The sequence below is a fragment of the Roseococcus sp. genome (assembly GCF_965227005.1).
GTDB lineage: Bacteria > Pseudomonadota > Alphaproteobacteria > Acetobacterales > Acetobacteraceae > Roseococcus.
The window spans coordinates 440,897-462,453 of sequence record NZ_CBDDFJ010000037.1 but is presented as its reverse complement, the minus strand read 5'-3'; the positions used below and the strand labels follow the sequence as shown (position 1 = coordinate 462,453).

Sequence of the window (21,557 nt, the reverse complement as noted above, 5' to 3'; positions counted from 1 at the left end):
GTCAGCCCCGGTTGAGCCCGTGGTGCCGGACGATGCGCTCCACCTCGGAGGCCGGGATGGCTTCCAGGCGGCGGCCCTCATGGCCGGTGATCGTCACGGCCTGGAGCATGGCGTTGTAGACCGCCTCCTCCACCGCCTCCACGACGGCGTGGAAGAGCGGCGACATCGCGTCGTTCGGCAGGTCCAGTACCGCCGCCACGCCCTGGCGCTGGGCCGGCGTGCGGCGCACCGCCTCGGCCGTCGAGAAGGCGACGGCGTAGTCGCCCGAGCCATTCGCCATCGAGGAGCCCGTGCGCGCGATGCCGAGGAAGGCGCGGCGCGCGAGCCGGCCGAGGTTGCGGTCGGAGAGCGGCGCGTCGGTGGTGAGGACGATCATCATGGAGCCGTCGCCGCCGCGATCGTCCAGCCGGTCCCGCAGGTAATACCGCCCCAGCGCCTGGCCAACCGGCGCGCCGGCGACGGTCAGCACGCCGCCGTAATTCGTCTGCACCAGCGCGCCCAGCGTGTAGCCGCCGAGCCCGCGCGGCAGCACGCGCGAGCTGGTGCCGATGCCGCCCTTCCAGCCGAAGGCCTGGGTGCCCGTGCCGGCGCCGACGCAGCCCTCGGCGACGGGGCCGCCGGTGCAGGCGGCAAGGGCGTCGAGCACATGCTGCTTGGTGACGTGCCGGCCGCGGATGTCGTTGACGACGCCGTCATTGGTCTCGCCGACCACGGCGTTGACGGAGAGGACGCGCTCATTGCCCGGCTGGGCGAGGGTCCATTCCACCAGGCCGGCCATGCCCTCGGCGACGGAGAGGGTATTGGTCAGGACGATCGGCGTCTCGATCTCGCCGAGCTCCTCGATCTGGGTGGAGCCGGCGAATTTGCCGAAGCCGTTGCCGGCGGCGAAGCCGGCGGGGGTCTTGTCCTGGAAGGTGTTTCCGGGATGCGGGCGGATGACGGTGACGCCAGTGCGGATGGAATCGCCCTCGATGAGGGTGACCTGGCCGACCGTGACGCCGGCGACGTCGGTGATGGCGTTTAGCGGGCCAGGCGGGAGGATGCCGGGGGCGATGTGGAGGGTGCGGGCGCGGGGCGAGGGCATGTCGGGAACCTCAGCCCGGCTTGTGCAGAACCAGCGTGCACCACGGCGCCAGATCAATCCGCCGCTCCAGCACCAGCCCCGCCCGCTGATGCGCCACCAGCACCATCCGCACCTGCGTCCCCAGCAGCCCCGCCAGGATCGCGCGGCCGCCCGGGCGCAGATGCCGCCCCAGATCGCCCGCCATCGCGCAGAGCGGCCGGGCCAGGATATTCGCGAAGATCAGGTCGAAGGGCGCGCGCGTCTTGATCGCGCGGTGGCGGTAGCCATCGGCCAGGATCACCTCCATCCGGCCGCGCAGCCCGTTCATCACCACGTTCTCTTCCGCGACCCGCACCGACCACGGCTCGATATCCGTCGCCAGCGCCTTCGCGCCGTACATCTTGCAGGCGGCCATCGCCAGGATGCCGCTGCCCGAACCCACGTCCAGCACGTTGTGGGGCGCCTGCGCCAGGTCCTCCAGCGCCATCAGGCAGCCCTGGGTCGAGGAATGCTCGCCCGAGCCAAAGGCCAGGCCCGCATCCAGCGTGAGGGGAATGCGCCCATAGACCGGGCCCTGCGGCACATGCGTCGGACGGATGAGGAAGCGCTGGCCGATCTCCTGCTCGGGGAAGGCCTCGACGGTGCGGGCCAGCCAGCCATCGGCCTCCACCGGCGCGCGCTCCAACACCACCTCGTGGCCCGAAAGCCCGGCCGCGAGCGCCAAAGCGGCGGTCAGCGCGTCCTGGTCGGCCAGGACCTCGCGCACGGCCTCGATCCGCCAGGTGTCCCTGGGCTCGTCGCGGAACAGCGCGACGGTCGCGCTCACGGCCAGCAGCGCCGCTTCGTAGGCGGGCACGGCCTCGTCGGGCAGCTGGTCGAGCACGAGGGTCTCAAGCTGGGCGGGGTGCTTCTTCATGCGGGTTCTCAGACGGGTTCGACGAAACGGGAGAAAAGGCGCTTGGCGCCGGCCTTCTCGAATTCGATGTCCAGCTTGTCGTCATCCACCCCGGTCACGCGGCCGTAGCCGAACTTCTGGTGGAAGACGCGCGTGCCGCGCTGGAAGGCCTTTTCCGCCTCGGGCCGCTGGTCGACCTCCCAGGCGCCGGCCTCGATCACGCGCGGGCGGCGCGTGCTGGACAGGGCGCCGGCGGCGAAGACGGAGGAGGGCATGACCGGGCGCTGCTGCTTCACCCCGCCCTCGCGCGTGATCTCGGCTTCCGGAAGCTCGTCCAGGAAGCGCGAGGGGATGGAACTCGTCCAGTTGCCGTAGATGCGCCGGTTCGCGGCGTGGCTGATGATGCAGAGCCGCTTGGCCCGCGTGATGCCGACATAGGCGAGGCGGCGCTCCTCCTCGAGGGCCTTGGCGCCGCCTTCGTCGAGGCTGCGCTGGCTGGGGAAGAGCCCCTCCTCCCAGCCGGGAAGGAAGACCATCTCGAACTCCAGCCCCTTGGCCGCGTGCAGCGTCATGAGGCTGACCTTCTCGCCCTCGGCCGCGTCGTCCACGTCCATCACGAGCGCGATGTGCTCCAGGAAGGCGCCGAGCGTGGCGAATTCCGCCATGGCGCGCAGGAGCTCCTTCAGGTTGTCGAGCCGGCCCGGCGCCTCGAGGCTGCGATCGGCCCTCCACATCTCGACATAGCCGCTCTCCTCCAGCACCTGCGCGGCGACCACGACATGGCCTTCCTTCTCCAGCGCGGCGTTCCAGCGGGCGAGGCCCTGGAGCAGTTCGCGCAGGGCGGCGCGCGGGCGGGGGCGGATGGCGTCGCCCTCGATGAGGCGTTCGGCGGCGAAGCGCAGCGGGACCTGCTGCTCGCGCGCGAGCCGGTGCAAGGCGGCCATCGCCGTGTCGCCCAGGCCGCGCTTGGGCGTGTTCACGATGCGCTCGAAGGCGAGGTCGTCGGCGGGCTGCGACAGCGCGCGGAAATAGGCGATGGCGTCGCGGATCTCCAGGCGCTCGTAGAACTTCGCCCCGCCATAGACGCGATAGGGAATGGCGAGGGTGATCAGCCGCTCCTCGAAGGAGCGGGTTTGGAAGCCCGCGCGCACCAGGATGGCGATCTCGCCGGGCTGCTGGCCCTCGCGCCGCGCGGCCTCGATGCGGCCGCCGACCATGCGCGCCTCCTCCTCGCTGTCCCAGAGCGAGACGACGCGGACCTTCTCGCCCGAGGCGTCCTTGCGGCCGGAGCGCAGCGTCTTGCCCAGGCGGCCCTCGTTGCGCGCGATGAGGCCGGAGGCGGCGGAGAGGATGTGCTGCGTCGAGCGGTAATTGCTTTCCAGCCGCACGGTCACCGCTCCCGGAAAATCCCGTTCGAAGCGGAGGATGTTCTCGATCTCGGCGCCGCGCCAGGAATAGATCGACTGGTCGTCGTCGCCCACGCAGCAGATGTTCTTGTGCCCCTGCGCGAGCAGCCGCAGCCAGAGGTACTGCACCAGATTGGTGTCCTGGTACTCGTCTACCAGGATGTAGCGGAACATCCGGTGGTAGCGCTCCAGCACTTCGGCATTGGTGCGCAGGATCTCGGTGATGTGCAGCAGCAGGTCGCCGAAATCGCAGGCGTTCAGCGTGACCAGCCGCGCCTGATAGGCGGCGTAGAGCTTTTCCGCCCGGTTGTCCGCGTAGTCCGATGTCTCGGCGACGGGGATGCGCCCCGGCGTCAGGCCTCGATCCTTCCAGCGCTGGAGGATCGCCATCATCCCATTGGCAGGCCAGCGCTTGAGGTCGATGCCCTCGGCTTCCATCACCTGCTTGAGCAGGCGCGTCTGGTCGTCCGTGTCGAGGATGGTGAAGCTGGAGGTGAGGCCCACCAGCTCCGCATGGCGGCGCAGCATGCGCGCGGCCAGCGCGTGGAAGGTGCCGAGCCACAGCCCCTCGACCGGGCGGTCGATGATGGTGCCGACCCGCTCGCGCATCTCGCGCGCGGCCTTGTTGGTGAAGGTGACGGAGAGAACCTGGTGCGGCTGCGCGCGGCCGGTCATCAGCAGATGCGCGAAGCGGGTGGTGAGCACCCGGGTCTTGCCGGTGCCGGCGCCGGCGAGGACGAGCAGGGGGCCGTCCAGCGTCTCCACGGCCTCGCGCTGCTCGCTGTTCAGCCGGGCCAGGTAATCATGGGGGGGTGGGGCTGATGGTGCGGACACCCAGCAGCCTATAGAACATCGTTCCACGGCAACCAACCGCGCGCCCCGCGGGCGCCTGCCGCTCTCTGGGGAATAGGTCCGCAACTCCTTGGAATCGATGCGTCGCCTTCTGGAGTGGTCGGCCCTGCGCGGCGCGGCCCTGCTCGCCGCCGGCATCTTCGCCGGGCTTTTCGTGCCGCCCCTGGCCTCGGCCGCGCGGGGCGTCATCACGCCGATCGTCTTCCTGCTGATGGTGCTGGTGCTGCTCCGGGTCGATCCCGCGCAGGTCCTCGGCTATCTGCGCCGGCCCGCCCTGGTCACGGCGCTGCTGGCCTGGCTGCTGGTGCTCTGCCCGCTGATCGTCTGGGCCGTCCTCGGCGGCCTGGGGTTGGGCGGCCCCTTCGCGGCGGGGCTGGTGATCGTGGCGACGGGCTGCGCGGCCACCTCCTCGCCCGCCTTCGCGCGGCTGGTCGGGCTGGATGGGGAGATCGCGCTGGTCGTGGCCATCCTCTCCACGCTGATCCTGCCCTTCACCGCGCCGCCCCTGGCGCTCGGGCTGCTGGGGATCGACCTCGCCATCTCCATCCCGGGGCTGATGCTGCGCCTGGCGCTGCTAGTCGGGCTGCCGCTGGTGATCTCGATTTTCCTGCGGCAGTGGATGGGGCCGGCGCGGCTGCAGCATTGGGGCCGCGCGGTGGATGGCGCGGTGGTCCTGCTGGTGGTGCTCTACGGCTTCGGGGTGATGGACGGCGTGCTGGGCCAGCTTCTGGCCACGCCCGGTCTGGTGCTGACGGGGATCGTCGTGGCCTTCGCCGGCTCGCTGGCGATGAATGCCATGACCGCCTTGGCCTTCGCCGGCTTTGGCCGACGGATGGCGCTCTCGGCCGGGCTGATGGCGGGCAACCGCAACATGGCGCTCTACCTGGCCGTGATTCCCGCCACGGCCGACCCGAACATCATCCTGACCTTCGTGCTCTTCCAGTTCCCGCTCTTCCTCAGCCCGTTCCTGCTGAAGCCGATCTATCAGCGGTTCAGGGAAGAACCCTGAGCCCCGCCACGATGTCGCGCAGGAAAGCGCGCGGATCGGCGAGGGGCGGATCGCGCCGCGGCATCGAGGCCCGCAGCCGCAGGAGCTGGCCACCGGCCGCGCCCACGCAGATCATGCTCGTCACCGGCTGGCGCCCATAGGTGCCCTCCAGCTCCGCGCAACGGAAGAGAGGATTCTCCTCCGGCTGGTTCATCTCGTTGACGACCCGCAACCGGCGATGCTGCCCCGCGCCGCGCGCCGCCTCGGCGATGGAACGCTGGTACTCGCTTTGCACGGCGGGGGCTTCGATCCCGTCGGGCAGCGCCGCCGGATCGGTCGGCGGACGCAGGACCTGCACGAAGCCGGCGGCCGTCCGGCCCGGGGTGGCATAGGCCACCTCGACGCCCGGATGCGGCTGCCGCAGCGGCACCGTGGCGCCGCGTTGGAAGCCCGCCGCCTCGGTGGGAAGCCGCCGCGCCAGGAGCTCCGGCGCGGAGGCCACCGAGATCGGCGCCGGAAGAAGCGCCACCGACGGCGGCGAATCCTCCATGGCGCAGGCCCCGAGACCGAGAACCGCCAGCAACGCGAAGCCCCGCATCAAGCGAACAGAGCCAGCTTCAGGGGCGTCAGAAGACCGATGGATACCTCGGCGGCGTGGGCGGTGAAGTGCTGTACATCGTGATAGATCATCTCAAACCCGATATAGACGATGAGGGCCACGCCGATATAGGCGATGACCGGGAACTTCTCGAGCAGCTTGGCGATCAGCGTCGCGGCGACGCCCATCAGCAGGATCGAGATGATCAGACCGATGATCAGCATCTCCATATTGCCGCGCGCGGCGCCGGCCACGGCCAGCACGTTGTCGAGGCTCATGGAGACGTCGGCGATCACGATCTGGCGCAGCGCGACCATCATGGTCTTGGGCGCGGCGTCGGTATGACCGTCCGCCTCGTCCTTGTCCTTGGCCCGCAGCTCCTTGAAGAAGGTGTAGGCGATCCAGAGCAGGACCAGGCCGCCGGCGAGCATGATGCCCGGAATGGCGAGCAGATAGACGGCGCCGAGGCTGAGCACGATGCGCAGCACGACCGCCAGCACCATGCCGAACATGATCGCCTTGCCGCGCTGGGCGGCCGGCAGGCCGGCCGCGGCGAGGGCAATGAGCACGGCGTTGTCGCCGGAAAGGATGAGGTTGACGCCGAGGATCTCCGACAGCGTCACCCAGTTCCAACTCGCGGCAAAAGAGGCGAGGTCCATATCTTCAGCTTCCCCCAGGGTGAATCCGCGAAAACTACCCTCGCTGACCCACCCTGTCTTTACAGGAAGGTAATGTTTCGGAAAGGTAACGCCTAGTTGTTGTTGCGCTGGATGGCGCGCTTCACCGCATCCGCCATCAGCGTCACCACCACGGTCACCACCACGATCTGGAGGATCGTTGCCCCCGCCCAGAGCCAGGCAGGGAAGACACCCGGCAGAGCGAGATAGCCCAGCGGCAGCAGCAGGAAGGCGTAGGCTTCCGGCAGGCGGTCGGCGACTTCATGCGTGCCGGACCAGATCATGTCGCCAGCCACGTAGAGGATGATGATCAGGCCGACCCAGGCGATCCAGCGGTGCTTGTTGAGCAGGTTGGCGATCAGCGTCGCCGCCACACCCATCAGCACGACCGAGATGGCCAGGCCGAAGATCAGCACATAGGGATGATCCTTCGCCGCGCCCGCCACCGCCAGCACGTTGTCGAGGCTCATGGAGATATCGGCCACGAGAATCTGCGTGATGGCCTGGCGCATCGTCTTGCGCGGCGTGCCATCGGCATTCTGAGCGCCGGCCTCTTCGTCTCCATGCGCGTGCGCCCCGCCGTCGCGCAGCTCACGGTACATCTTCCAGCAGACCCAGAGCAGCAGCACGCCGCCCGCCAGGGTGATGCCCACGATGGACAGCAGCTGGACCGTGATGCTGGCGAAGCCGATGCGCATGATGGTCGCAGCGACGATGCCCCAGAAGATGGCCTTGCGACGTTGTTCGGAGGGAAGTCCCGCCGCGGCCATGCCCACGACGATGGCGTTGTCGCCCGCCAGGACGATGTCGATCATCAGGACCTGGAGGAGCGGTACAAACCAATCTGGCATAGGCGGCTTCCTTCACATTTTAAATTTGCAACATTTGGCCGGAGCCTCAATCATTGCCCAAATGACAGAAATAGCCCTCCGGGCCAAGCCTGCTTGCTCGGTACGGTGCAACGCGCGACATGTCGGCCCGATATCCGAAAGAGGCTCCGATGGTCCCCCGTTATTCCCGCCCCGCGATGGCCGACATCTGGTCCCCTGAGTCGCGCTACCGCATCTGGTTCGAGATCGAGGCCCTGGCCGCCGAGAAAATGGGCGAACTCGGCACGATTCCTGCGTCAGCGGCCGCGGCGATCCGCGCCGGGGGCGGCCCTAAGGTCGCCGCCATGGGCGCCGCCGACGTCCAGCGCATCGACGAGATCGAGTCCGTCACGCGGCACGATGTGATCGCCTTCCTGACCTGGCTCGGCGAGGGCATCGGCGAGGATGCGCGCTACATGCATCAGGGGTTGACGAGCAGCGACGTGCTCGACACCTGCCTCGCCGTGCAGATGACACGGGCGGCAGATTTGCTCATCTCGGATGTCGAAGCTGTCATGAACGCGTTGAAAACGCGCGCCATTGAGCACAAATTCACGCCGACGATCGGGCGCAGCCACGGCATCCATGCCGAGCCGACCACCTTCGGCCTCAAGCTCGCCAACCACTACGCGGAGTTCTCCCGCAACCGTCAGCGGCTGATCGCGGCGCGCGCCGAGATCGCCACCTGCGCCCTTTCGGGGCCCATCGGCACCTTCGCCTCGGTCGATCCGCGCGTGGAGACCTTCGTGGCCGAAAAGCTGGGCCTCGCGGTCGAGCCCGTCTCGACCCAGGTCATCCCGCGCGACCGGCATGCGGCCTTCTTCGCCACCCTGGCCGTCGTCGCCGGCGCGGTCGAGCGCCTGGCCACCGAGGTCCGCCACCTGCAGCGCAGCGAGGTCCGCGAGGCGGAGGAGTTCTTCCACAAGGGCCAGAAGGGCAGCTCCGCGATGCCCCATAAGCGCAATCCGGTGCTGAGCGAGAACCTGACCGGCCTCGCCCGCCTGGTGCGCGGCTACGCCATACCCGCGCTCGAGAACATCACCCTCTGGCACGAGCGCGACATCAGCCATTCCAGCGTCGAGCGTGTGATCGGCCCGGATGCCACCATCGCGCTCGACTTCGCGCTGATGCGCCTGGCCGGGATGATGAAGAAGCTGACCATCTATCCCGAGCGGATGGACGAGAACCTCGAAGGCCTCGGCGGCGTCGTGCACAGCCAGAAGGTTCTGCTGGCGCTGACCCAGGCGGGCATGTCGCGCGAGGGCGCCTATGCGGCGGTCCAGCAGGCGGCGATGGCCACCTGGCTGAAGCTCGGCAAGGCCGACGCCCAGCGCTTCCGCGAGAACCTGCTGGTGCAGCCCGAGGTCTCCGCCGTCATGGACGGCGCGGCGCTGGACAAGGCGATGGACCCGCAGGTCGACTTCCGCCACGTGGACACGATCTTCGCCCGCGTCTTCGGCTGAGACCCGGCGCAGGCCCCTCACCGGGCCTGCGTCCCCCTGATCATCGCCCGGGACAAGGAAGCCGAGCCTGACCGAGCTCTATATCGACGCCGATGCCTGCCCCGTCCGCGACGAGGCCTATAAGGTCGCACTGCGGCTGAACGTCCCTGTCCACGTCGTCTCGAACGGCGCGCGCGGCCTTCGCATCCCCGAGCATCCGCTGCTGCATCGCGTGATCGTGACCGAGGGCGCGGATGTCGCCGACGACTGGATCGCCGAGCGCATGACCGCCCGCGACGTCTGCATCACCCAGGACATTCCGCTCGCCGCGCGCTGCCTGGAGAAAGGCGCGGCCGCGCTGAACTCCAAGGGGCGCCCCTGGACCACGGACAATATCGGCGGCGCCCTGGCCGGCCGCGCCGTGGCCGAGCACCTGCGCTCCACCGGCGACCGCACGGGGGGGGCCGCGGCGATGACCCAGGCCGACCGCTCGCGCTTCCTCTCGACGCTGGACACCATGCTCCAGGCCGCGATGCGCGGCCCGGCGCCTAAGATGCGGATCCCGCCCGGCGGATTTTAAGCCCCGGCGGATTTCGACCGCATTTCCGCCTCGCTGCCGCGATGCCCTAAGCTCCGGTCTGGAAGCTTCCGCCTGGCGATCCATCGCCGCGCCGGAACTTCAGTGAGGGAATTGGGCAATGCGTGGGTTTCGGGCATGGATCGTGTTGGGGGCTTTCGCCTCGCTGGTCGGCTGCGGCACGCCGCCCTCCGGCGACACGCTGGGCGGAGCCCCGGCCGTCCCCGGCTTTGGCGATCCAGCCTACGCAACGCCCGCCGATCCTGGCTTCGTGGCCCCGACCTACACCTCGCCGGGCCGCTCCCCGTCCCGTGCCTCCGATCCCGAATCCGTTCGTCGTTATATGGATTCGATGAATGAGCGCCTGAACCGCGCCCGGGCCGGAGGCGGACAGCCGCCCCGCCACGCCGAGGAGGCCAGCCCGGCGCGGCATTCTCCCCGAGCGGCGCAGCATTCGCGGCATGCACCCGCCCCTTCATCGACGGCGCGACGGGCTACGCCCACCCCCCATGCCGCCACGCCGGCGCGGTCCCATTCGCAGGTCACGTCCCATCCTCCCGCCCCCCCGCCGCGCGCGACGCCGCGGCGGCATCCCGGTTGAGGAAAAGCGCAGAAATTTGGCGCAATCGCGCCATGGTTCCGCCATTGCGGTCTTCCCATATGAAGACGACGAAGAAGCGTCGGGAAAGACGTAGATCCAACCCGCGCATCGCTTCCGAGTTGAAGATGCTGCGACACCCCTGCATCAGGCACCCCCGCTTCGACAGGCAAGCTTCGCAGCCCCGGAGGAACAAGCCATGCGCCGGTTTCGCGCTCTGGCGGTACTGGGCCTGATGGCGTCGCTGGTCGGCTGCGCGCCCTATTACGGGCCGGGCTATGGCGGCCCCGTCTATGGCGGTGGTGGCGCCGGCTATGTAGGTGGCCCTGTCTATGCCGGCGGCTATGTCGCGCCAGCCTATGGTTACGGTTATGGCGGCGGCTATGGCTACGGCGGTGCGCGCTATTACGGTGGTGGGCCGCGCTATTATGGCGGCGGCCCACGCTACATCGCCCCTGCGCCGCGCAGCTATGGCTGGGCGGGTCCCCGGCCGGGTGGCTGGGGCGGGGGCGGAGGCTATCGTGGCGGCCCTGTCCTGAGCGGTGGTGGATATCGTGGCGGCGGCGGCGGCGGCGGTGGATACCGCGGCGGTGGCGGCGGGCACCACGGGCGCCGCTGACGTGACAAATTGCCACGCTTCCGCCACCAAGGCGGTGCTACATTCGAGGGAATGAAGGAGGACAATCCAATGCGGATGATCCGGAATGTGATGATGGCCAGCCTCGCCGCCCTCGGCGTCGGGGCGGGTGCTGCCCAGGCCCAGTGGATCGAGAAGCCCCCGGCTTACTACGCGCCGCCGCCTCCGGCCTATTACGCGCCGCCGAGGGTCTATGTCCCGCCGGTGCCGGTCTACGTGCCGCCGCCCATCTTCGTGCCGCCGCCGCGCTACTACGCGCCGCGCCCGTATTACGGATATGGATACGGCTACGGCCGTCCCTATGGCCGGCCCTACGGGTATGGCGGCTATGGCCGCCGCTGGTAGTCGGGAGCGGCGGAGGCCGCCGAACTGAGGGCGGTCTGGCCGGCTGATCCGGCATAGCTTTCCGCGCCCTGGCGATATCGCCAGGGCGCGTTCTGTTTTATCAGTCCCAGATGTGCACCGTGATCCTGCTGCGCCGCCCCGGTGCCGCCTGGCCCCTGCTTCTGGCCGCCCATCGCGACGAGCGGATCGACCGCCGATGGGACCGCCCGGCCGAGTTCTGGCCCGGCATCCTGGGCGGGCGCGACGCCACGGCCGGCGGCACCTGGATGGCGATGAACCGATCCGGCGTGGTCGCCGCCGTCCTCAACCGGCCGGGCAGCCTTGGCCCCGCGCCGGACAAGCGATCGCGTGGCGAGCTGCCCCTGATCGCGCTCGAATCCGCCACGGCCACCGAGGCCGCTTCGGCCATCGGTCGATTGGACGCGGGACTCTACCGCACCTTCAATCTCGTCATCGCCGATGCCCGGACGGCCTGGTTCGTCGCAGGCCTGGGGAGCGGCGCGCCGGAGGTGACGGAACTGCTGGAGGGCATCTCGATGGTCACGGCCCATCCGCCCAACGACCTCGCGAGCCCCCGCACCGCGCGGCACCTGCCCCGCTTCCGCGCCGCACCTCCGCCCGAGCCGCCGGACTGGTCCAGCTGGTCCGCGCTGCTCGCCGATTCCGAGGGCGGCCCGGGCGAGGCGCTGAATGTCCCACCGCTCGGCGGCTTCGGAACGGTCTGCGCCTCGTTGCTGGGCCTTGCCCAGGACGGACGCAAGGAGTGGCTTTTCGCGCCGGGCCCGCCGGACCGCACGGCCTTCGCCGGGCTTACGCTGCCCTGATCCGCGTGGCACGCATGGGCAAGCCTGCTATATGCCCAAATCACGAGATGAAGGACCATCACCATGGCTCGCCGACGCCAGATCTATGAGGGCAAGGCCAAGATCCTCTTCGAGGGTCCGGAGCCGGGCACGATCGTTCAATACTTCAAGGATGACGCCACCGCCTTCAACGCCCAGAAGAAGGGCATCATCACCGGCAAGGGTGTGCTCAACAACCGCATCAGCGAATACCTGATGGTCCGGCTTGGCGAGATCGGCATCCCCACGCATTTCATTCGCCGCCTCAACATGCGCGAGCAGCTCGTGCGCGAGGTGGAGATCATTCCGCTCGAGGTCGTGGTGCGCAACGTCGCCGCCGGCTCCATGGCCACGCGCCTGGGCATCGCCGAAGGCACGCGCCTGCCGCGCTCGATCATCGAGTATTACTACAAGAACGACGCTCTGCAGGACCCGATGGTCAGCGAGGAGCACATCACCGCCTTCGGCTGGGCCGCTACGCACGACCTGGACGACATGGTGCAGCTCGCGCTGCGGGTGAATGACTTCCTGACCGGCCTGCTGCTGGGCGTCGGCATCACGCTGGTCGACTTCAAGCTGGAATTCGGCCGGCTCTACGAGAACGACGAGATGCGCATCGTCCTCGCCGACGAGATCAGCCCCGACAATTGCCGCCTGTGGGACAGCAAGACCGGCGAGAAGATGGACAAGGATCGCTTCCGCCGCGACCTCGGCAAGGTCGAGGAAGGCTATCAGGAAGTGGCGCGCCGCCTCGGCATCCTGCCCGAGGCCGGCATCCGGGACGTCAAAGGTCCGGAGCAGATGCAGTAATGTCGACACGAGTTTCGCGAGGGATCGCATGACCAAACTGAAAGTGACCGTCTTCCCCAAGGCCGGCGTGCTGGACCCCCAGGGGAAGGCGATCGAGCGCGCGCTCGGCGGCCTCGGCTTTACCGGCGTGGGCGAGGTCCGCACCGGCAAGGTCATGATCGTCGAAACCGCCGAGACGGATGCCGCGAAGGCCAAGGCCGCCGGCGAGGAGATGGCGCGCAAGCTGCTCGCCAACACCGTCATCGAGAGCTTCACCGTGGAGATCATGTGATCACGCGCGAAACCTCGCTGCGCTGGTTCATCATCGTCACGGCCGTCTTCACGTCCTGGCGGTTGCTGACCACGGTCGCCTGGCTGGCCTTCGGCCCGGGATTGGGGCCGACGCATCCGCTGACGCAGATCTTCTTCTACCTGTCGCTTGCCTTCCTCGGCGGGTTGTTCTGGCCGATCAGCTTCTTCATCGATGGGCTGTCCAACCCCTTCGGCTGGTTCTTTCCGCCATGGTGAAGGCCTCGGTCTTCCTCATGGTCGTGCTGACCGTCCTCGTCTTCATTGGGATGCGCTGGCGCGAGCGGAGGATGACCGCCGCCAAGCCCGCGGTGCGGATCGGCTGGCTTGCCGGCAAGCGCGCCAGCTTCGATCGCTGGGTCACGGCCGCCGCCATCGCGGCGGTGGGCACGACGCTGCTGCTCGGCGGCCTGCACTGGCTGCGGGTCTGGCGGGGATGATGCGGCATGGCGGTGATCTGGGCCCTGCTCGTGCTGATCGTCCTGCCCGCGGGGATCTTCTCGGCGGTCTTCGGCGCAATGGCGCTGATCGCTCTGCCCCTCGCCGTCGCGCTCGCCCTGCTGCTGCCCCGCCGCTGGATGCGCGGCCTGCCCGCGCTGACCTTGTTCTTCGGCTCGATGCTGCTGGCGCCCGTCCTGATGATGGCGGGCCTGGCCCTCTCCGCCCTGGCCGAGAAGCCCATCACCTGGGAGCCCCTCGAATGGCGCCCCATCGATCACGCTCGGCTGCCCGGCGCCGCCTGGCACCACCTCTTTCCCGTTCGCTCCAGCAGCCGTGAGGACATGACCCCATGAAGGCTTCCATCGTTGTCTTCCCCGGAACCAATCGCGAGCGCGACATGGCGATCGCGCTCGAGCGCACCACCGGCCGCAAGCCGACCATGCTCTGGCATCGCGACGCCGAGCTGCCCACCGGCACCGATCTCGTGGTGCTGCCCGGCGGCTTCTCCTATGGCGACTACCTGCGCTGCGGCGCGATGGCCGCGCAGTCGCCCATCATGGCGGCGGTGCGCGCCCATGCCGAGCGCGGCGGCCATGTGCTGGGCGTGTGCAACGGCTTCCAGATGCTGACCGAGGCCGGGCTGCTGCCGGGCGCGCTGCTGCAGAACGCCTCGCTGCGCTTCCTGGCGATGAACTGCCAGATGCGGGTCGAGCGTGCGGACACGGCCTTCACGCATCACTTCCAGCGCGGCCAGGTCTTCGGCGCGACCATGGCCCATGGCGACGGCAACTACTTCTGCGACGCCGAGACCCTGGCCCGCCTGGAGGGCGAGAACCTCGTCGCCCTGCGCTACGAGGGCGGGAACCCGAATGGCAGCCTCAACGCCATCGCCGGCATCCTGTCGCCCAACCTGCGGGTGATGGGGCTGATGCCGCATCCGGAGAACTGCGTGGACCCGCTGGTCGGCGGGACGGATGGGCTGCCGATGTTCACCTCGCTCGCCGAGAGCTTCGCCGCGGCCTGAAAACCGGGTGGGAGGCACGGCCTCCCACCCCTCCGCGCTGAAAGCGTGCGGGCCATGAGCTTTCGGACGCTGGACAACCCCGGCGCGCGGCCCGAAATACAGCCATGGCCTCCGTCCCTCCCCTCGCCCCCGAACGTGCCACGCAGCTCGCCGCCGAGTTCGGCCTCAAGCCGGACGAATACGCCCGCGCGCTCGCCATTCTCGGCCGTGACCCGACCCTTGCCGAGCTCGGCATCTTCTCCGTCATGTGGAGCGAGCACTGCTCCTACAAGTCCAGCCGCGTCTGGCTGAAGGAGCTGCCGACCAAGGCCCCCTGGGTCCTCGTCGGCCCCGGCGAGAATGCCGGCGTCATCGAGATCGGCGAGGGCCTGGCCGCCGTCTTCAAGATGGAATCCCACAACCACCCGAGCTTCATCGAGCCCTATAACGGCGCCGCGACCGGCGTGGGCGGCATCCTGCGCGACGTCTTCACCATGGGCGCGCGCCCCATCGCCAACCTCAACGCGCTGCGCTTCGGCGACCCCAAGCTGCCCAAGACGCGCCAGGTGATGGACGGCGTCGTGCGCGGCATCGGCGGCTACGGCAATTGCGTGGGCGTCCCCACCGTGGGCGGCGAGGTGAACTTCCATCCCGCCTACAACGGAAATCCGCTCGTCAATGCGATGACGGTCGGCATCCTCAAGGCCGACCGCATCTTCACCGCGGCCGCCACGGGCCTGGGCAACGCCGTGGTCTATGTCGGCTCCAAGACCGGGCGTGACGGCATCCACGGCGCCACCATGTCCTCCACCGAGTTCTCGGCGGACAGCGAGGAGAAGCGCCCCACCGTCCAGATCGGCGACCCCTTCGCGGAGAAGCTGCTCATCGAGGCCTGCCTGGAGCTGATGGCGACCGACGCCATCGTCGCCATCCAGGACATGGGCGCGGCCGGGCTGACCTCCTCGGGCGTCGAGATGGCCGGCAAGGGCGGCATGGGCGTCGAGCTCGACATGGACCATGTCCCCCAGCGGGAGGAGGGCATGTCGGCCTATGAGATGATGCTGTCCGAGAGCCAGGAGCGCATGCTCATGGTGCTCAAGCCGGGCCGCGAGGAACTGGCCGAGGCCATCTTCCGTAAATGGGAGCTGGACTTCGCGATCATCGGCCGCCTGACCGATACGGGCCGCATCGTGATCCGCCACAAGGGTCTCGTCGAGGCCGATATCGAGCTGGCGCCGCTGGAATCCGAGGCGCCGCTCTACCGCCGCCCCACGGCCGAGACGCCCAAGCTGCCCGTCATCAACTCGGGCGACGTGGCGAACCCGGTCAGCCTGCTGGACGCGTTGAAGACCCTCGTCGCCTGCCCCGACCTCTGCTCGCGCCGCTGGATCTGGGACCAATACGACGCCCAGGTCGGCGGCCAGACGGCCAAGCGCCCCGGCCAGGCGGATGCCGCCGTGGTCCGCATCGAGGGCCATGTCCGCGCCCTTGCCATGACCACGGACTGCACGCCGCGCTATTGCCAGGCCGACCCCGAGGCCGGTGGCATGCAGGCCGTGGCCGAGGCCTGGCGCAACATCACGGCCGTGGGCGCCCTGCCCCGCGCCATCACCGACAACATGAACTTCGGCAATCCCGAGAAGCCCGAGATCATGGGCCAGTTCGCCTCGGCCGTGCGCGGCATGGGCGCGGCCTGCCGGGCGCTCGACTTCCCGGTGATCAGCGGCAACGTCTCGCTCTACAACGAGACCGAGGGCCGCGCGATCCTGCCCACCCCCGCCATCGGCGGCGTGGGCGTGCTGGAGGATGTGGCCCAGGCGGTGGGCCTCGGCCTGCCCGAGGGCACGGATCTGGTGCTGATCGGCGAGACGGCCGGCTGGCTCGGCCAGTCGCTCTGGCTGCGCGAGATCGCCGGCCAGGAGGCGGGCGCGCCCCCGCCGGTGGATCTGGCCGCCGAGCGCCGCAACGGCGACTTCGTGCGCGCCGAGATCCTCGCCGGCCGCGTGGCCGCCTGCCACGACTGCGCCGATGGCGGGTTGCTCGTGACGGTGGCCGAGATGTGCATGGCCACGGGCGTCGGCGCGACGCTCCGGGCCTCGGGCGACCACGGCTTCTGGTTCGGTGAGGACCAGTCCCGCTACGTCGTCGCCACGGCGGATGGCGCGGCACTTCTCGCAGCTGCGAAGTCAAACGGCGTTCCAGCCCTTGCCCTCGGACGTTCGGGCGGGAAAACTCTGGTGATTCCGGGCGGCGATGCCATATCGGTGGATGAACTGACGGCAGCGAACGAAGCCACGCTGCCGGAACTGATGCGGGGAATGTGAGCGAATGGCGATGCAGCCGGCCGAAATCGAGGCCTTGATCAAATCCGCCATGCCGGACGCGCATGTGGCGATCGAGGACCTGGCCGGCGACGGTGACCATTATGCGGCCACGGTCGTCTCCGAATCTTTCCGCGGTCTGTCGCGGGTGAAACAGCACCAGCTGGTCTATGCGGCCCTCCAGGGCCGCATGGGCGGCGTGCTGCATGCCCTCGCGCTCCAGACCAGCGCGCCCGAGTGATCATTCGACAAGGAACCGACAGATGACGACCGTGACCGAGCGCATCGAAGCCGAGATCAACGCCAACCCCGTGGTGCTCTACATGAAGGGCACGCCGGTCTTCCCGCAATGCGGGTTCTCAGCGCGGGTCGTGCAGATTCTCAGCCATGCGGGCGTGCCCTTCAAGGGCGTGAACGTCCTCGAGGACGCCGAGATCCGCGAAGGCATCAAGGCCTATACCAACTGGCCGACCATCCCTCAGCTCTATGTCGGCGGCGAGTTCGTCGGCGGCTGCGACATCGTGATGGAGATGTTCCAGTCGGGCGAGTTGCAGACGCTGATGCAGGACAAGGGCATCGCGACCAAGACCGAGGCCTGAGGCCTCACTCCACACCTGCGGGGCGGCGAGCACGTCCCGCAGGCCATTGAGGCCCGAGGCACAGGCAAGCCACGCGCGAGGTTGAGTTTATCCCTCGCCCGGCATTTCGTAGCTGCGCCCGACCGCCGGCTGGCCGCGTCTACCCCGGCCTTGGAAATTGCCGCGTGATCCGCTCAGCGCGTTGCGCAGCGGCAGAACGACACAGGCCTGATCAAATTCCCCACCACCGATGAAGATCCAGCCCTGCGGCGCAGCCCTGCGCCCCGGGGGCGAAGGCGCGCGTCGGGGTCCGGAGGAGCTGTCGCCGCGTCGCCCTTCGCCGAGCCCCAAAAGCAGAAAGGCGGCGCTGGGATTTCCCCCTGCGCCGCCCTCCAAAAATCCCGGACAGGCCGGAAGCGAATTAGCGCGAGTAGAACTCGACGACCAGGTTCGGCTCCATCTGCACCGGATACGGCACGTCGCTGAACTTCGGCGAGCGCAGGATCCGGCCCTTCATGGCGCGGTGATCGACCTCGAGGTACTCCGGCACGTCGCGGCCGGCTTCCTGAGCGGCATCGAGCACCATCGTCAGCTGCTTCGACTTCTCCTTGACCTCGATCACGTCGGTGTCCTTCACCGAGTAGGACGAGATGTTCAGGCGCTTGCCATTGATCGTCACGTGGCCGTGGTTCACGAACTGGCGCGCCGCGAACGGGGTCACCGCGAACTTCATGCGGTAGATGATGGTGTCCAGCCGGCGCTCCAGCAGGTCGATCAGGTTCTCGGAGGTGTCGCCCTTACGGCGCACGGCCTCGTCATAATACTTGCGGAACTGCTTCTCGCCGATGTTGCCGTAGTAGCCCTTCAGCTTCTGCTTCGCCATGAGCTGAATGCCGAAGTCGGTCGGCTTGTTCTTGCGGCGCTGGCCATGCTGGCCGGGGCCGTAGGTGCGCGCGCCCTGCTCACCCTTGCGGGGCTTGGAAACCGGGCTCTTGGCGCGGCCCCAGAGGTTTTCACCCAGGCGGCGATTGATCTTGTACTTGGAAGCGAGACGCTTGGTCATGCACGGCTTTCCCGGCAGCCTTCCGGCGCGGGACCTTCTTTGATGCGGACCCATTCTCAGGCCAGCGGATTGTCCCGGTAGTCCCTGCTCTCACGAGCAAAGCGGGCGCACGCCCCGAAGGCGTGTCCTCTTTCCCAGGAATGGGCGGGTCTTAGGCGGCGGGGTCGGGCTTGTCAAACCAGGGCTCCTCCCCCTACTCCGGGCGCCATGGTCACACGCGAAGAGATCCTGATCCTGGGCCTGACGGCCGGCGTCGTCGGCAGCCTGATCGGCGGACTGATGCTGGGCATCGGCTTCATCGCCGTCTCGGAAGGCGTGCATATGGGCTGGCTGCTCGTATTGCCGGCCGCGCCCCTTGGCGGCGGCATCGGCTATATGCTGGCGCGGAAGCTGGCGAAGCAACTCGGCTAAAGCAGATCCCGGTCATGCCGCCTGGCATGACCGGGTGACGATTCTCGGAAAACAAAAGTTCCAGAGGCGATCCCTAAGGCTCGCCCCCGCCGCATCATCCCGCCACGGGTGTGCGCCGCCGGAGCAGGTAGCGGTGCCGCCCCTCCAGCACCATGACACCTGCCTGATTGTGGATGGTGCTGCGCAGCCCCACCACGCCCGTGGTCCGGTTGGTGCTCAGCTCGTCCACCTCCAGGCAGGGGTAGAGCGTGTCGCCGACCACGACCGGATGCAGGAAGCGGCTGGACTGCTCGAGGAAGGCCTTGAGCGAGTCCTCGACGAGATGCGGGAAAAGGCCGGCCCCCGCCGCCGTCTGGATCGCGACCTGATAGCCATGCGCCAGCATGTCCGACAGGCCGTGCGCCCGGCAGTATTCGCGGTCGTAATGGATCGGATGGTTGTCGCCGCTGGCCGCCTGGAACGCCAGGAAGATGGCGTCGGTCATGGTTCGGCTGGGCAGCGGGAATCGCTCGCCGATGCGGAAATCCTCGAACCAGCGCTGCTCGGCCACCATGCGGTGGCTGCGCGGATCGAAGGGGGCCGCCGGCTTGGTCGTCGGGTTCGTGCTCATTGCGTGTTCATCCCCGACCGGCGGACAACCTCGCCCCATTTGGCGATCTCCTCCCGCAGGAAGCGGCCCAGCGCCTCGGGGGGCGCCGGCTCGGCCAGCTCGGCGCCGAGTTCCGCGAAGCGCGCGCGCAGGCGCGCATCGCCCATGGCCCGCAGGGTCGCCGCATTGAGCCGCGTCACCGCCTCGCGCGGCGCGGCCGCCGGCAGGAAGAGGCCGCTCCAGGTATAGGCCTCGTAGCCGGGCACGCCGCCCTCCGCGATGGTGGGCAGCTCGGGCGCGATCTCGCCGCGCGTCAGCATGGACCAGGCGATCGCCCGGCCCATGCCCGCGCGAGCCTGCGCCAGCCCGCTGGCGGCCGCATCGAGGTAGAAGTCGATCCGCCCCGCCGCGAGATCGGTCATGGCCGGCGCGGAGCCGCGATAGGGGATATGGACCGCCTGGAGCCCCGCCATCATCAGCAGGAGCGCGGTGCCGAGATGCGGCGCGCTGCCGACGCCGGCCGAGCCATAGATCGCCTGCCCATTGCGCGACCTGATCCAGTCGAGGAAGTCCGGCACGCCGCGGACGGGCAGATCCTTGCGGACCAGCACGACGAGCGGAACCTTCGCGACCAGCGCCACGGGGGCGAAGTCGCGCTCCGTGTCGTAGGGCAGGTTCGGGAAGAGCGACGGGTTCACCGCATGGGCCACGGTGGTCAGCAGCGCGGTCAGCCCATCCGGCGCCGCCTTCGCCACGGCCTCGGTGCCGACCACGACGCCGGCGCCGGTCCGGTTCTCGACCACCACCCGCTGGTCGAGGGGCGCGGCGACATGCTCGGCCAGGATGCGGGCGAGGATATCCGTCGGGCCGCCCGCCGCATAGGGCACGATCATCCGCAGGCTCGTCGCCGCGGATTGGGCGCGCGCCAGCGAGGGGGCGGCAATCGCCCCCAGCCCGCCCGCCATCATGAGGCGTCTCTTCATGGTCGTTTCCTCTTCCTGGGTCATACCACGCCGGCGGCGCGGAAGGCTTCGATCTGCGCCGGCCCGTAGCCCAGGCCGGCAAGCACGGAATCGGTATGGGCGCCGAGGGCGGGGACATCCCCCATCACCGCCTCGACATCGCCGAAGCTGACGGGTGGGAGCATCGCCCGCACCGGGCCGACTGGCGTGCCGACCTCGCGCCAGCGATCCCGCGCCCGGAGCTGAGGATGGTCCCAGACCTCGCGCGCATCGTTCATACGGCCATTGGCGATGCCTGCCGCCTCCAGCCGCTCCGTCACGATGGCGCTGGACAGCCCGGCGAAGGCCGCTTCGATCGCCCCCGTCATCGCCTCGCGATTCCGGACGCGGGCGATGTTGGTGGCGAAGCGGGGATCGGCCGCCAGCTCGGGCCGCAGCAGCACCGAGGCGCAGAAGGCCGGCCATTCGCGGTCGTTCTGAATGCCGAAGATCACCTGCCCGTCCGCCGTGCGATGGACGCCATAGGGCGCCAGCCCCGGATGGCTGCTGGCGCGGCGCTCGGGGGGCCCTTCCCCATAGGCCGCGTGGTAGAGCGAATTGCCGAGCCACTCCGCCATCGCATCCAGCATCGCGACCTGCAGGTGGGCGCCGGCGCCGCTGTGCCCCCGCCGCACCAGCGCGCCGAGAATGCCGGAGGAGACGTACATGCCGGTGGCGATGTCCGCGGCCGAGATGCCGGCGCGGGCGGGGATTTCCGGCGTGCCGGTCACGCTCATCAGCCCGGCCTCCGCCTGGATGAGGAGGTCGTAGGCCTTGCGGCCCGCATAAGGTCCGCCCTCCCCATAGCCGGAGATGTCGCAGAGGATCAGGCCGGGATGCCGGGGGGCCAGCGCCTGGTAGGAGAGGCCCAGCCGCTCCGTCGCGCCGGGCGCCCAGTTCTGCACGAGCACATCCGTCGCACCCACGAGCCGGGACAGGATCTCCGCCGCCTCCGGCTTCTTGACGTCGAGGGTGAGGCTCTTCTTGCCCCGGTTCAGCCAGACGAAGAAGGACGACATCCCCCGGACGGCCCCGTCATAGCCGCGCGCGAAGTCACCCACGCCCGGCCGCTCGATCTTGATCACCTCGGCGCCGAGGTCGGCGAGCTGGCGGGTCGCGATGGGCGCGGCCACGGCATGCTCCAGGGCCAGCACGCGCAGGCCCGCCAAGGGCAGGTCGGGAGCACTCGGCAGGTCTTGCGGCATGTTATCGAACGTTCCTCACGGCGCGTTTCGCCGTGCAGTCTCTTCGCGCCCCTTGAAG

General features: G+C 69.0%; 25 protein-coding genes and 1 pseudogene. 16 read left to right on the top strand and 10 right to left on the bottom strand.

Going from position 1 to position 21,557, the window contains the following annotated elements; translation table 11 throughout:
* Position 1: 1 nt before the first annotated feature.
* Genes ACO057_RS21990 through ACO057_RS21980 form a run of 3 tightly spaced genes read right to left on the bottom strand, consistent with a single transcriptional unit; the run spans position 2 to position 4,198 of the window.
* Positions 2–1,084 carry a P1 family peptidase gene (locus ACO057_RS21990; RefSeq protein WP_421995496.1) on the bottom strand — a complete coding sequence of 361 codons (1,083 nt, stop codon included), beginning with the start codon at positions 1,082–1,084 and terminating at the stop codon, positions 2–4.
* Between the two features lie 10 nt (positions 1,085–1,094).
* Complete coding sequence (locus tag ACO057_RS21985; protein WP_421995494.1) at positions 1,095–1,979, bottom strand: 50S ribosomal protein L11 methyltransferase; 885 nt, start codon at positions 1,977–1,979, stop codon at positions 1,095–1,097.
* Positions 1,980–1,987: 8 nt separating this feature from the next.
* Positions 1,988–4,198 (bottom strand): ATP-dependent helicase, encoded by a 2,211-nt coding sequence (locus ACO057_RS21980; RefSeq protein WP_421995492.1) that lies wholly within the window; start codon positions 4,196–4,198, stop codon positions 1,988–1,990.
* A 97-nt stretch (positions 4,199–4,295) separates the two neighbouring features.
* Here ACO057_RS21980 and ACO057_RS21975 point away from each other — a divergent pair, with 97 nt between their 5' ends.
* Positions 4,296–5,225: a hypothetical protein gene (locus tag ACO057_RS21975; RefSeq protein ID WP_421995490.1), complete on the top strand. Its 930-nt coding sequence runs from the start codon at positions 4,296–4,298 to the stop codon at positions 5,223–5,225.
* Here the strand turns inward: ACO057_RS21975 and ACO057_RS21970 are convergent.
* The 3 genes and pseudogenes from ACO057_RS21970 to ACO057_RS21960 all read right to left on the bottom strand — a co-directional run.
* The gene (locus ACO057_RS21970; RefSeq protein WP_421995488.1) at positions 5,209–5,802 is read right to left on the bottom strand and encodes a hypothetical protein; all 594 of its coding nucleotides are present in this window, start codon (positions 5,800–5,802) and stop codon (positions 5,209–5,211) included. The two genes, ACO057_RS21975 and ACO057_RS21970, sit on opposite strands and share 17 nt — an antisense overlap.
* A complete protein-coding gene (locus tag ACO057_RS21965; protein WP_421995486.1) occupies positions 5,802–6,461 on the bottom strand; it encodes a YjbE family putative metal transport protein in 660 nt (219 codons plus the stop codon). Before ACO057_RS21965 ends, ACO057_RS21970 begins: the two co-directional genes overlap by 1 nt.
* Before the next feature lie 260 nt (positions 6,462–6,721).
* Positions 6,722–7,330: pseudogene (locus tag ACO057_RS21960) on the bottom strand (TerC family protein); the annotation flags it as partial.
* Positions 7,331–7,479: 149 nt separating this feature from the next.
* Between ACO057_RS21960 and purB the strand changes: the two are divergent.
* The 14 genes from purB (at position 7,480) to grxD (ending at position 17,251) form a co-directional block, all read left to right on the top strand.
* Positions 7,480–8,811, top strand: a complete 1,332-nt coding sequence (gene purB, locus ACO057_RS21955; protein WP_421995484.1) for an adenylosuccinate lyase — start codon at positions 7,480–7,482, stop codon at positions 8,809–8,811.
* Between the two features lie 67 nt (positions 8,812–8,878).
* Positions 8,879–9,370: a YaiI/YqxD family protein gene (locus ACO057_RS21950; RefSeq protein ID WP_421995575.1), complete on the top strand. Its 492-nt coding sequence runs from the start codon at positions 8,879–8,881 to the stop codon at positions 9,368–9,370.
* A gap of 794 nt (positions 9,371–10,164) precedes the next feature.
* Positions 10,165–10,584: a hypothetical protein gene (locus ACO057_RS21945; RefSeq protein WP_421995482.1), complete on the top strand. Its 420-nt coding sequence runs from the start codon at positions 10,165–10,167 to the stop codon at positions 10,582–10,584.
* 69 nt (positions 10,585–10,653) lie between these two features.
* On the top strand, positions 10,654–10,947 hold the full coding sequence (locus ACO057_RS21940) for a hypothetical protein (RefSeq protein WP_421995480.1): 294 nt from the start codon (positions 10,654–10,656) through the stop codon (positions 10,945–10,947).
* 110 nt (positions 10,948–11,057) lie between these two features.
* Complete coding sequence (locus ACO057_RS21935) at positions 11,058–11,771, top strand: NRDE family protein (RefSeq protein WP_421995478.1); 714 nt, start codon at positions 11,058–11,060, stop codon at positions 11,769–11,771.
* Positions 11,772–11,834: 63 nt separating this feature from the next.
* The gene (gene purC / locus ACO057_RS21930; protein ID WP_421995476.1) at positions 11,835–12,599 is read left to right on the top strand and encodes a phosphoribosylaminoimidazolesuccinocarboxamide synthase; all 765 of its coding nucleotides are present in this window, start codon (positions 11,835–11,837) and stop codon (positions 12,597–12,599) included.
* 28 nt (positions 12,600–12,627) lie between these two features.
* Complete coding sequence (gene purS / locus ACO057_RS21925; RefSeq protein ID WP_421995474.1) at positions 12,628–12,870, top strand: phosphoribosylformylglycinamidine synthase subunit PurS; 243 nt, start codon at positions 12,628–12,630, stop codon at positions 12,868–12,870.
* Entirely contained in the window at positions 12,867–13,106 is a 240-nt protein-coding gene (locus ACO057_RS21920; protein WP_421995472.1) for a hypothetical protein, read from the top strand. The genes purS and ACO057_RS21920 overlap by 4 nt, the downstream gene beginning before the upstream one ends.
* On the top strand, positions 13,100–13,327 hold the full coding sequence (locus tag ACO057_RS21915; protein WP_421995470.1) for a hypothetical protein: 228 nt from the start codon (positions 13,100–13,102) through the stop codon (positions 13,325–13,327). The genes ACO057_RS21920 and ACO057_RS21915 overlap by 7 nt, the downstream gene beginning before the upstream one ends.
* A 6-nt stretch (positions 13,328–13,333) precedes the next feature.
* Complete coding sequence (locus ACO057_RS21910; RefSeq protein WP_421995468.1) at positions 13,334–13,681, top strand: hypothetical protein; 348 nt, start codon at positions 13,334–13,336, stop codon at positions 13,679–13,681.
* Positions 13,678–14,352: a phosphoribosylformylglycinamidine synthase subunit PurQ gene (gene purQ / locus ACO057_RS21905; RefSeq protein WP_421995466.1), complete on the top strand. Its 675-nt coding sequence runs from the start codon at positions 13,678–13,680 to the stop codon at positions 14,350–14,352. The genes ACO057_RS21910 and purQ overlap by 4 nt, the downstream gene beginning before the upstream one ends.
* A gap of 104 nt (positions 14,353–14,456) precedes the next feature.
* Positions 14,457–16,655 carry a phosphoribosylformylglycinamidine synthase subunit PurL gene (gene purL, locus ACO057_RS21900; RefSeq protein ID WP_421995464.1) on the top strand — a complete coding sequence of 733 codons (2,199 nt, stop codon included), beginning with the start codon at positions 14,457–14,459 and terminating at the stop codon, positions 16,653–16,655.
* A 4-nt stretch (positions 16,656–16,659) separates the two neighbouring features.
* Entirely contained in the window at positions 16,660–16,893 is a 234-nt protein-coding gene (locus ACO057_RS21895) for a BolA family protein (protein ID WP_421995462.1), read from the top strand.
* A gap of 22 nt (positions 16,894–16,915) precedes the next feature.
* Positions 16,916–17,251, top strand: a complete 336-nt coding sequence (gene grxD / locus ACO057_RS21890) for a Grx4 family monothiol glutaredoxin (protein WP_421995460.1) — start codon at positions 16,916–16,918, stop codon at positions 17,249–17,251.
* 400 nt (positions 17,252–17,651) lie between these two features.
* On the opposite strand, the gene rpsD is transcribed toward grxD, so the two are convergent.
* Positions 17,652–18,293: a 30S ribosomal protein S4 gene (rpsD, locus tag ACO057_RS21885; protein WP_421995458.1), complete on the bottom strand. Its 642-nt coding sequence runs from the start codon at positions 18,291–18,293 to the stop codon at positions 17,652–17,654.
* A 207-nt stretch (positions 18,294–18,500) separates the two neighbouring features.
* Between rpsD and ACO057_RS21880 the strand changes: the two genes are divergently transcribed.
* Complete coding sequence (locus ACO057_RS21880; protein WP_421995456.1) at positions 18,501–18,704, top strand: hypothetical protein; 204 nt, start codon at positions 18,501–18,503, stop codon at positions 18,702–18,704.
* A gap of 94 nt (positions 18,705–18,798) precedes the next feature.
* Here the strand turns inward: ACO057_RS21880 and ACO057_RS21875 are convergent, their stop codons facing one another.
* Genes ACO057_RS21875 through ACO057_RS21865 form a run of 3 tightly spaced genes read right to left on the bottom strand, consistent with a single transcriptional unit; the run spans position 18,799 to position 21,499 of the window.
* The gene (locus tag ACO057_RS21875; protein ID WP_421995454.1) at positions 18,799–19,314 is read right to left on the bottom strand and encodes a MaoC family dehydratase; all 516 of its coding nucleotides are present in this window, start codon (positions 19,312–19,314) and stop codon (positions 18,799–18,801) included.
* Positions 19,311–20,276: a tripartite tricarboxylate transporter substrate-binding protein gene (locus tag ACO057_RS21870; RefSeq protein ID WP_421995452.1), complete on the bottom strand. Its 966-nt coding sequence runs from the start codon at positions 20,274–20,276 to the stop codon at positions 19,311–19,313. Before ACO057_RS21870 ends, ACO057_RS21875 begins: the two co-directional genes overlap by 4 nt.
* Before the next feature lie 20 nt (positions 20,277–20,296).
* Positions 20,297–21,499 (bottom strand): CaiB/BaiF CoA transferase family protein, encoded by a 1,203-nt coding sequence (locus ACO057_RS21865; protein ID WP_421995450.1) that lies wholly within the window; start codon positions 21,497–21,499, stop codon positions 20,297–20,299.
* Between the last annotated feature and the right edge of the window lie 58 nt (positions 21,500–21,557).

What these genes read in the sequence shown, in the direction of transcription:
- ACO057_RS21990 (WP_421995496.1), bottom strand. Translation starts at nt 1,084, where the DNA reads ATGCCCTCGCCCCGCGCCCGCACCCTCCACATCGCCCCCGGCATCCTC.
- ACO057_RS21985 (WP_421995494.1), bottom strand. Translation starts at nt 1,979, where the DNA reads ATGAAGAAGCACCCCGCCCAGCTTGAGACCCTCGTGCTCGACCAGCTG.
- ACO057_RS21975 (WP_421995490.1), top strand. Translation starts at nt 4,296, where the DNA reads ATGCGTCGCCTTCTGGAGTGGTCGGCCCTGCGCGGCGCGGCCCTGCTC.
- ACO057_RS21970 (WP_421995488.1), bottom strand. Translation starts at nt 5,802, where the DNA reads ATGCGGGGCTTCGCGTTGCTGGCGGTTCTCGGTCTCGGGGCCTGCGCC.
- ACO057_RS21965 (WP_421995486.1), bottom strand. Translation starts at nt 6,461, where the DNA reads ATGGACCTCGCCTCTTTTGCCGCGAGTTGGAACTGGGTGACGCTGTCG.
- purB (WP_421995484.1), top strand. Translation starts at nt 7,480, where the DNA reads ATGGTCCCCCGTTATTCCCGCCCCGCGATGGCCGACATCTGGTCCCCT.
- ACO057_RS21945 (WP_421995482.1), top strand. Translation starts at nt 10,165, where the DNA reads ATGCGCCGGTTTCGCGCTCTGGCGGTACTGGGCCTGATGGCGTCGCTG.
- ACO057_RS21940 (WP_421995480.1), top strand. Translation starts at nt 10,654, where the DNA reads ATGCGGATGATCCGGAATGTGATGATGGCCAGCCTCGCCGCCCTCGGC.
- ACO057_RS21935 (WP_421995478.1), top strand. Translation starts at nt 11,058, where the DNA reads ATGTGCACCGTGATCCTGCTGCGCCGCCCCGGTGCCGCCTGGCCCCTG.
- purC (WP_421995476.1), top strand. Translation starts at nt 11,835, where the DNA reads ATGGCTCGCCGACGCCAGATCTATGAGGGCAAGGCCAAGATCCTCTTC.
- purS (WP_421995474.1), top strand. Translation starts at nt 12,628, where the DNA reads ATGACCAAACTGAAAGTGACCGTCTTCCCCAAGGCCGGCGTGCTGGAC.
- ACO057_RS21915 (WP_421995470.1), top strand. Translation starts at nt 13,100, where the DNA reads ATGGTGAAGGCCTCGGTCTTCCTCATGGTCGTGCTGACCGTCCTCGTC.
- ACO057_RS21910 (WP_421995468.1), top strand. Translation starts at nt 13,334, where the DNA reads ATGGCGGTGATCTGGGCCCTGCTCGTGCTGATCGTCCTGCCCGCGGGG.
- purQ (WP_421995466.1), top strand. Translation starts at nt 13,678, where the DNA reads ATGAAGGCTTCCATCGTTGTCTTCCCCGGAACCAATCGCGAGCGCGAC.
- purL (WP_421995464.1), top strand. Translation starts at nt 14,457, where the DNA reads ATGGCCTCCGTCCCTCCCCTCGCCCCCGAACGTGCCACGCAGCTCGCC.
- ACO057_RS21895 (WP_421995462.1), top strand. Translation starts at nt 16,660, where the DNA reads ATGGCGATGCAGCCGGCCGAAATCGAGGCCTTGATCAAATCCGCCATG.
- grxD (WP_421995460.1), top strand. Translation starts at nt 16,916, where the DNA reads ATGACGACCGTGACCGAGCGCATCGAAGCCGAGATCAACGCCAACCCC.
- rpsD (WP_421995458.1), bottom strand. Translation starts at nt 18,293, where the DNA reads ATGACCAAGCGTCTCGCTTCCAAGTACAAGATCAATCGCCGCCTGGGT.
- ACO057_RS21880 (WP_421995456.1), top strand. Translation starts at nt 18,501, where the DNA reads ATGGTCACACGCGAAGAGATCCTGATCCTGGGCCTGACGGCCGGCGTC.
- ACO057_RS21875 (WP_421995454.1), bottom strand. Translation starts at nt 19,314, where the DNA reads ATGAGCACGAACCCGACGACCAAGCCGGCGGCCCCCTTCGATCCGCGC.
- ACO057_RS21870 (WP_421995452.1), bottom strand. Translation starts at nt 20,276, where the DNA reads ATGAAGAGACGCCTCATGATGGCGGGCGGGCTGGGGGCGATTGCCGCC.
- ACO057_RS21865 (WP_421995450.1), bottom strand. Translation starts at nt 21,499, where the DNA reads ATGCCGCAAGACCTGCCGAGTGCTCCCGACCTGCCCTTGGCGGGCCTG.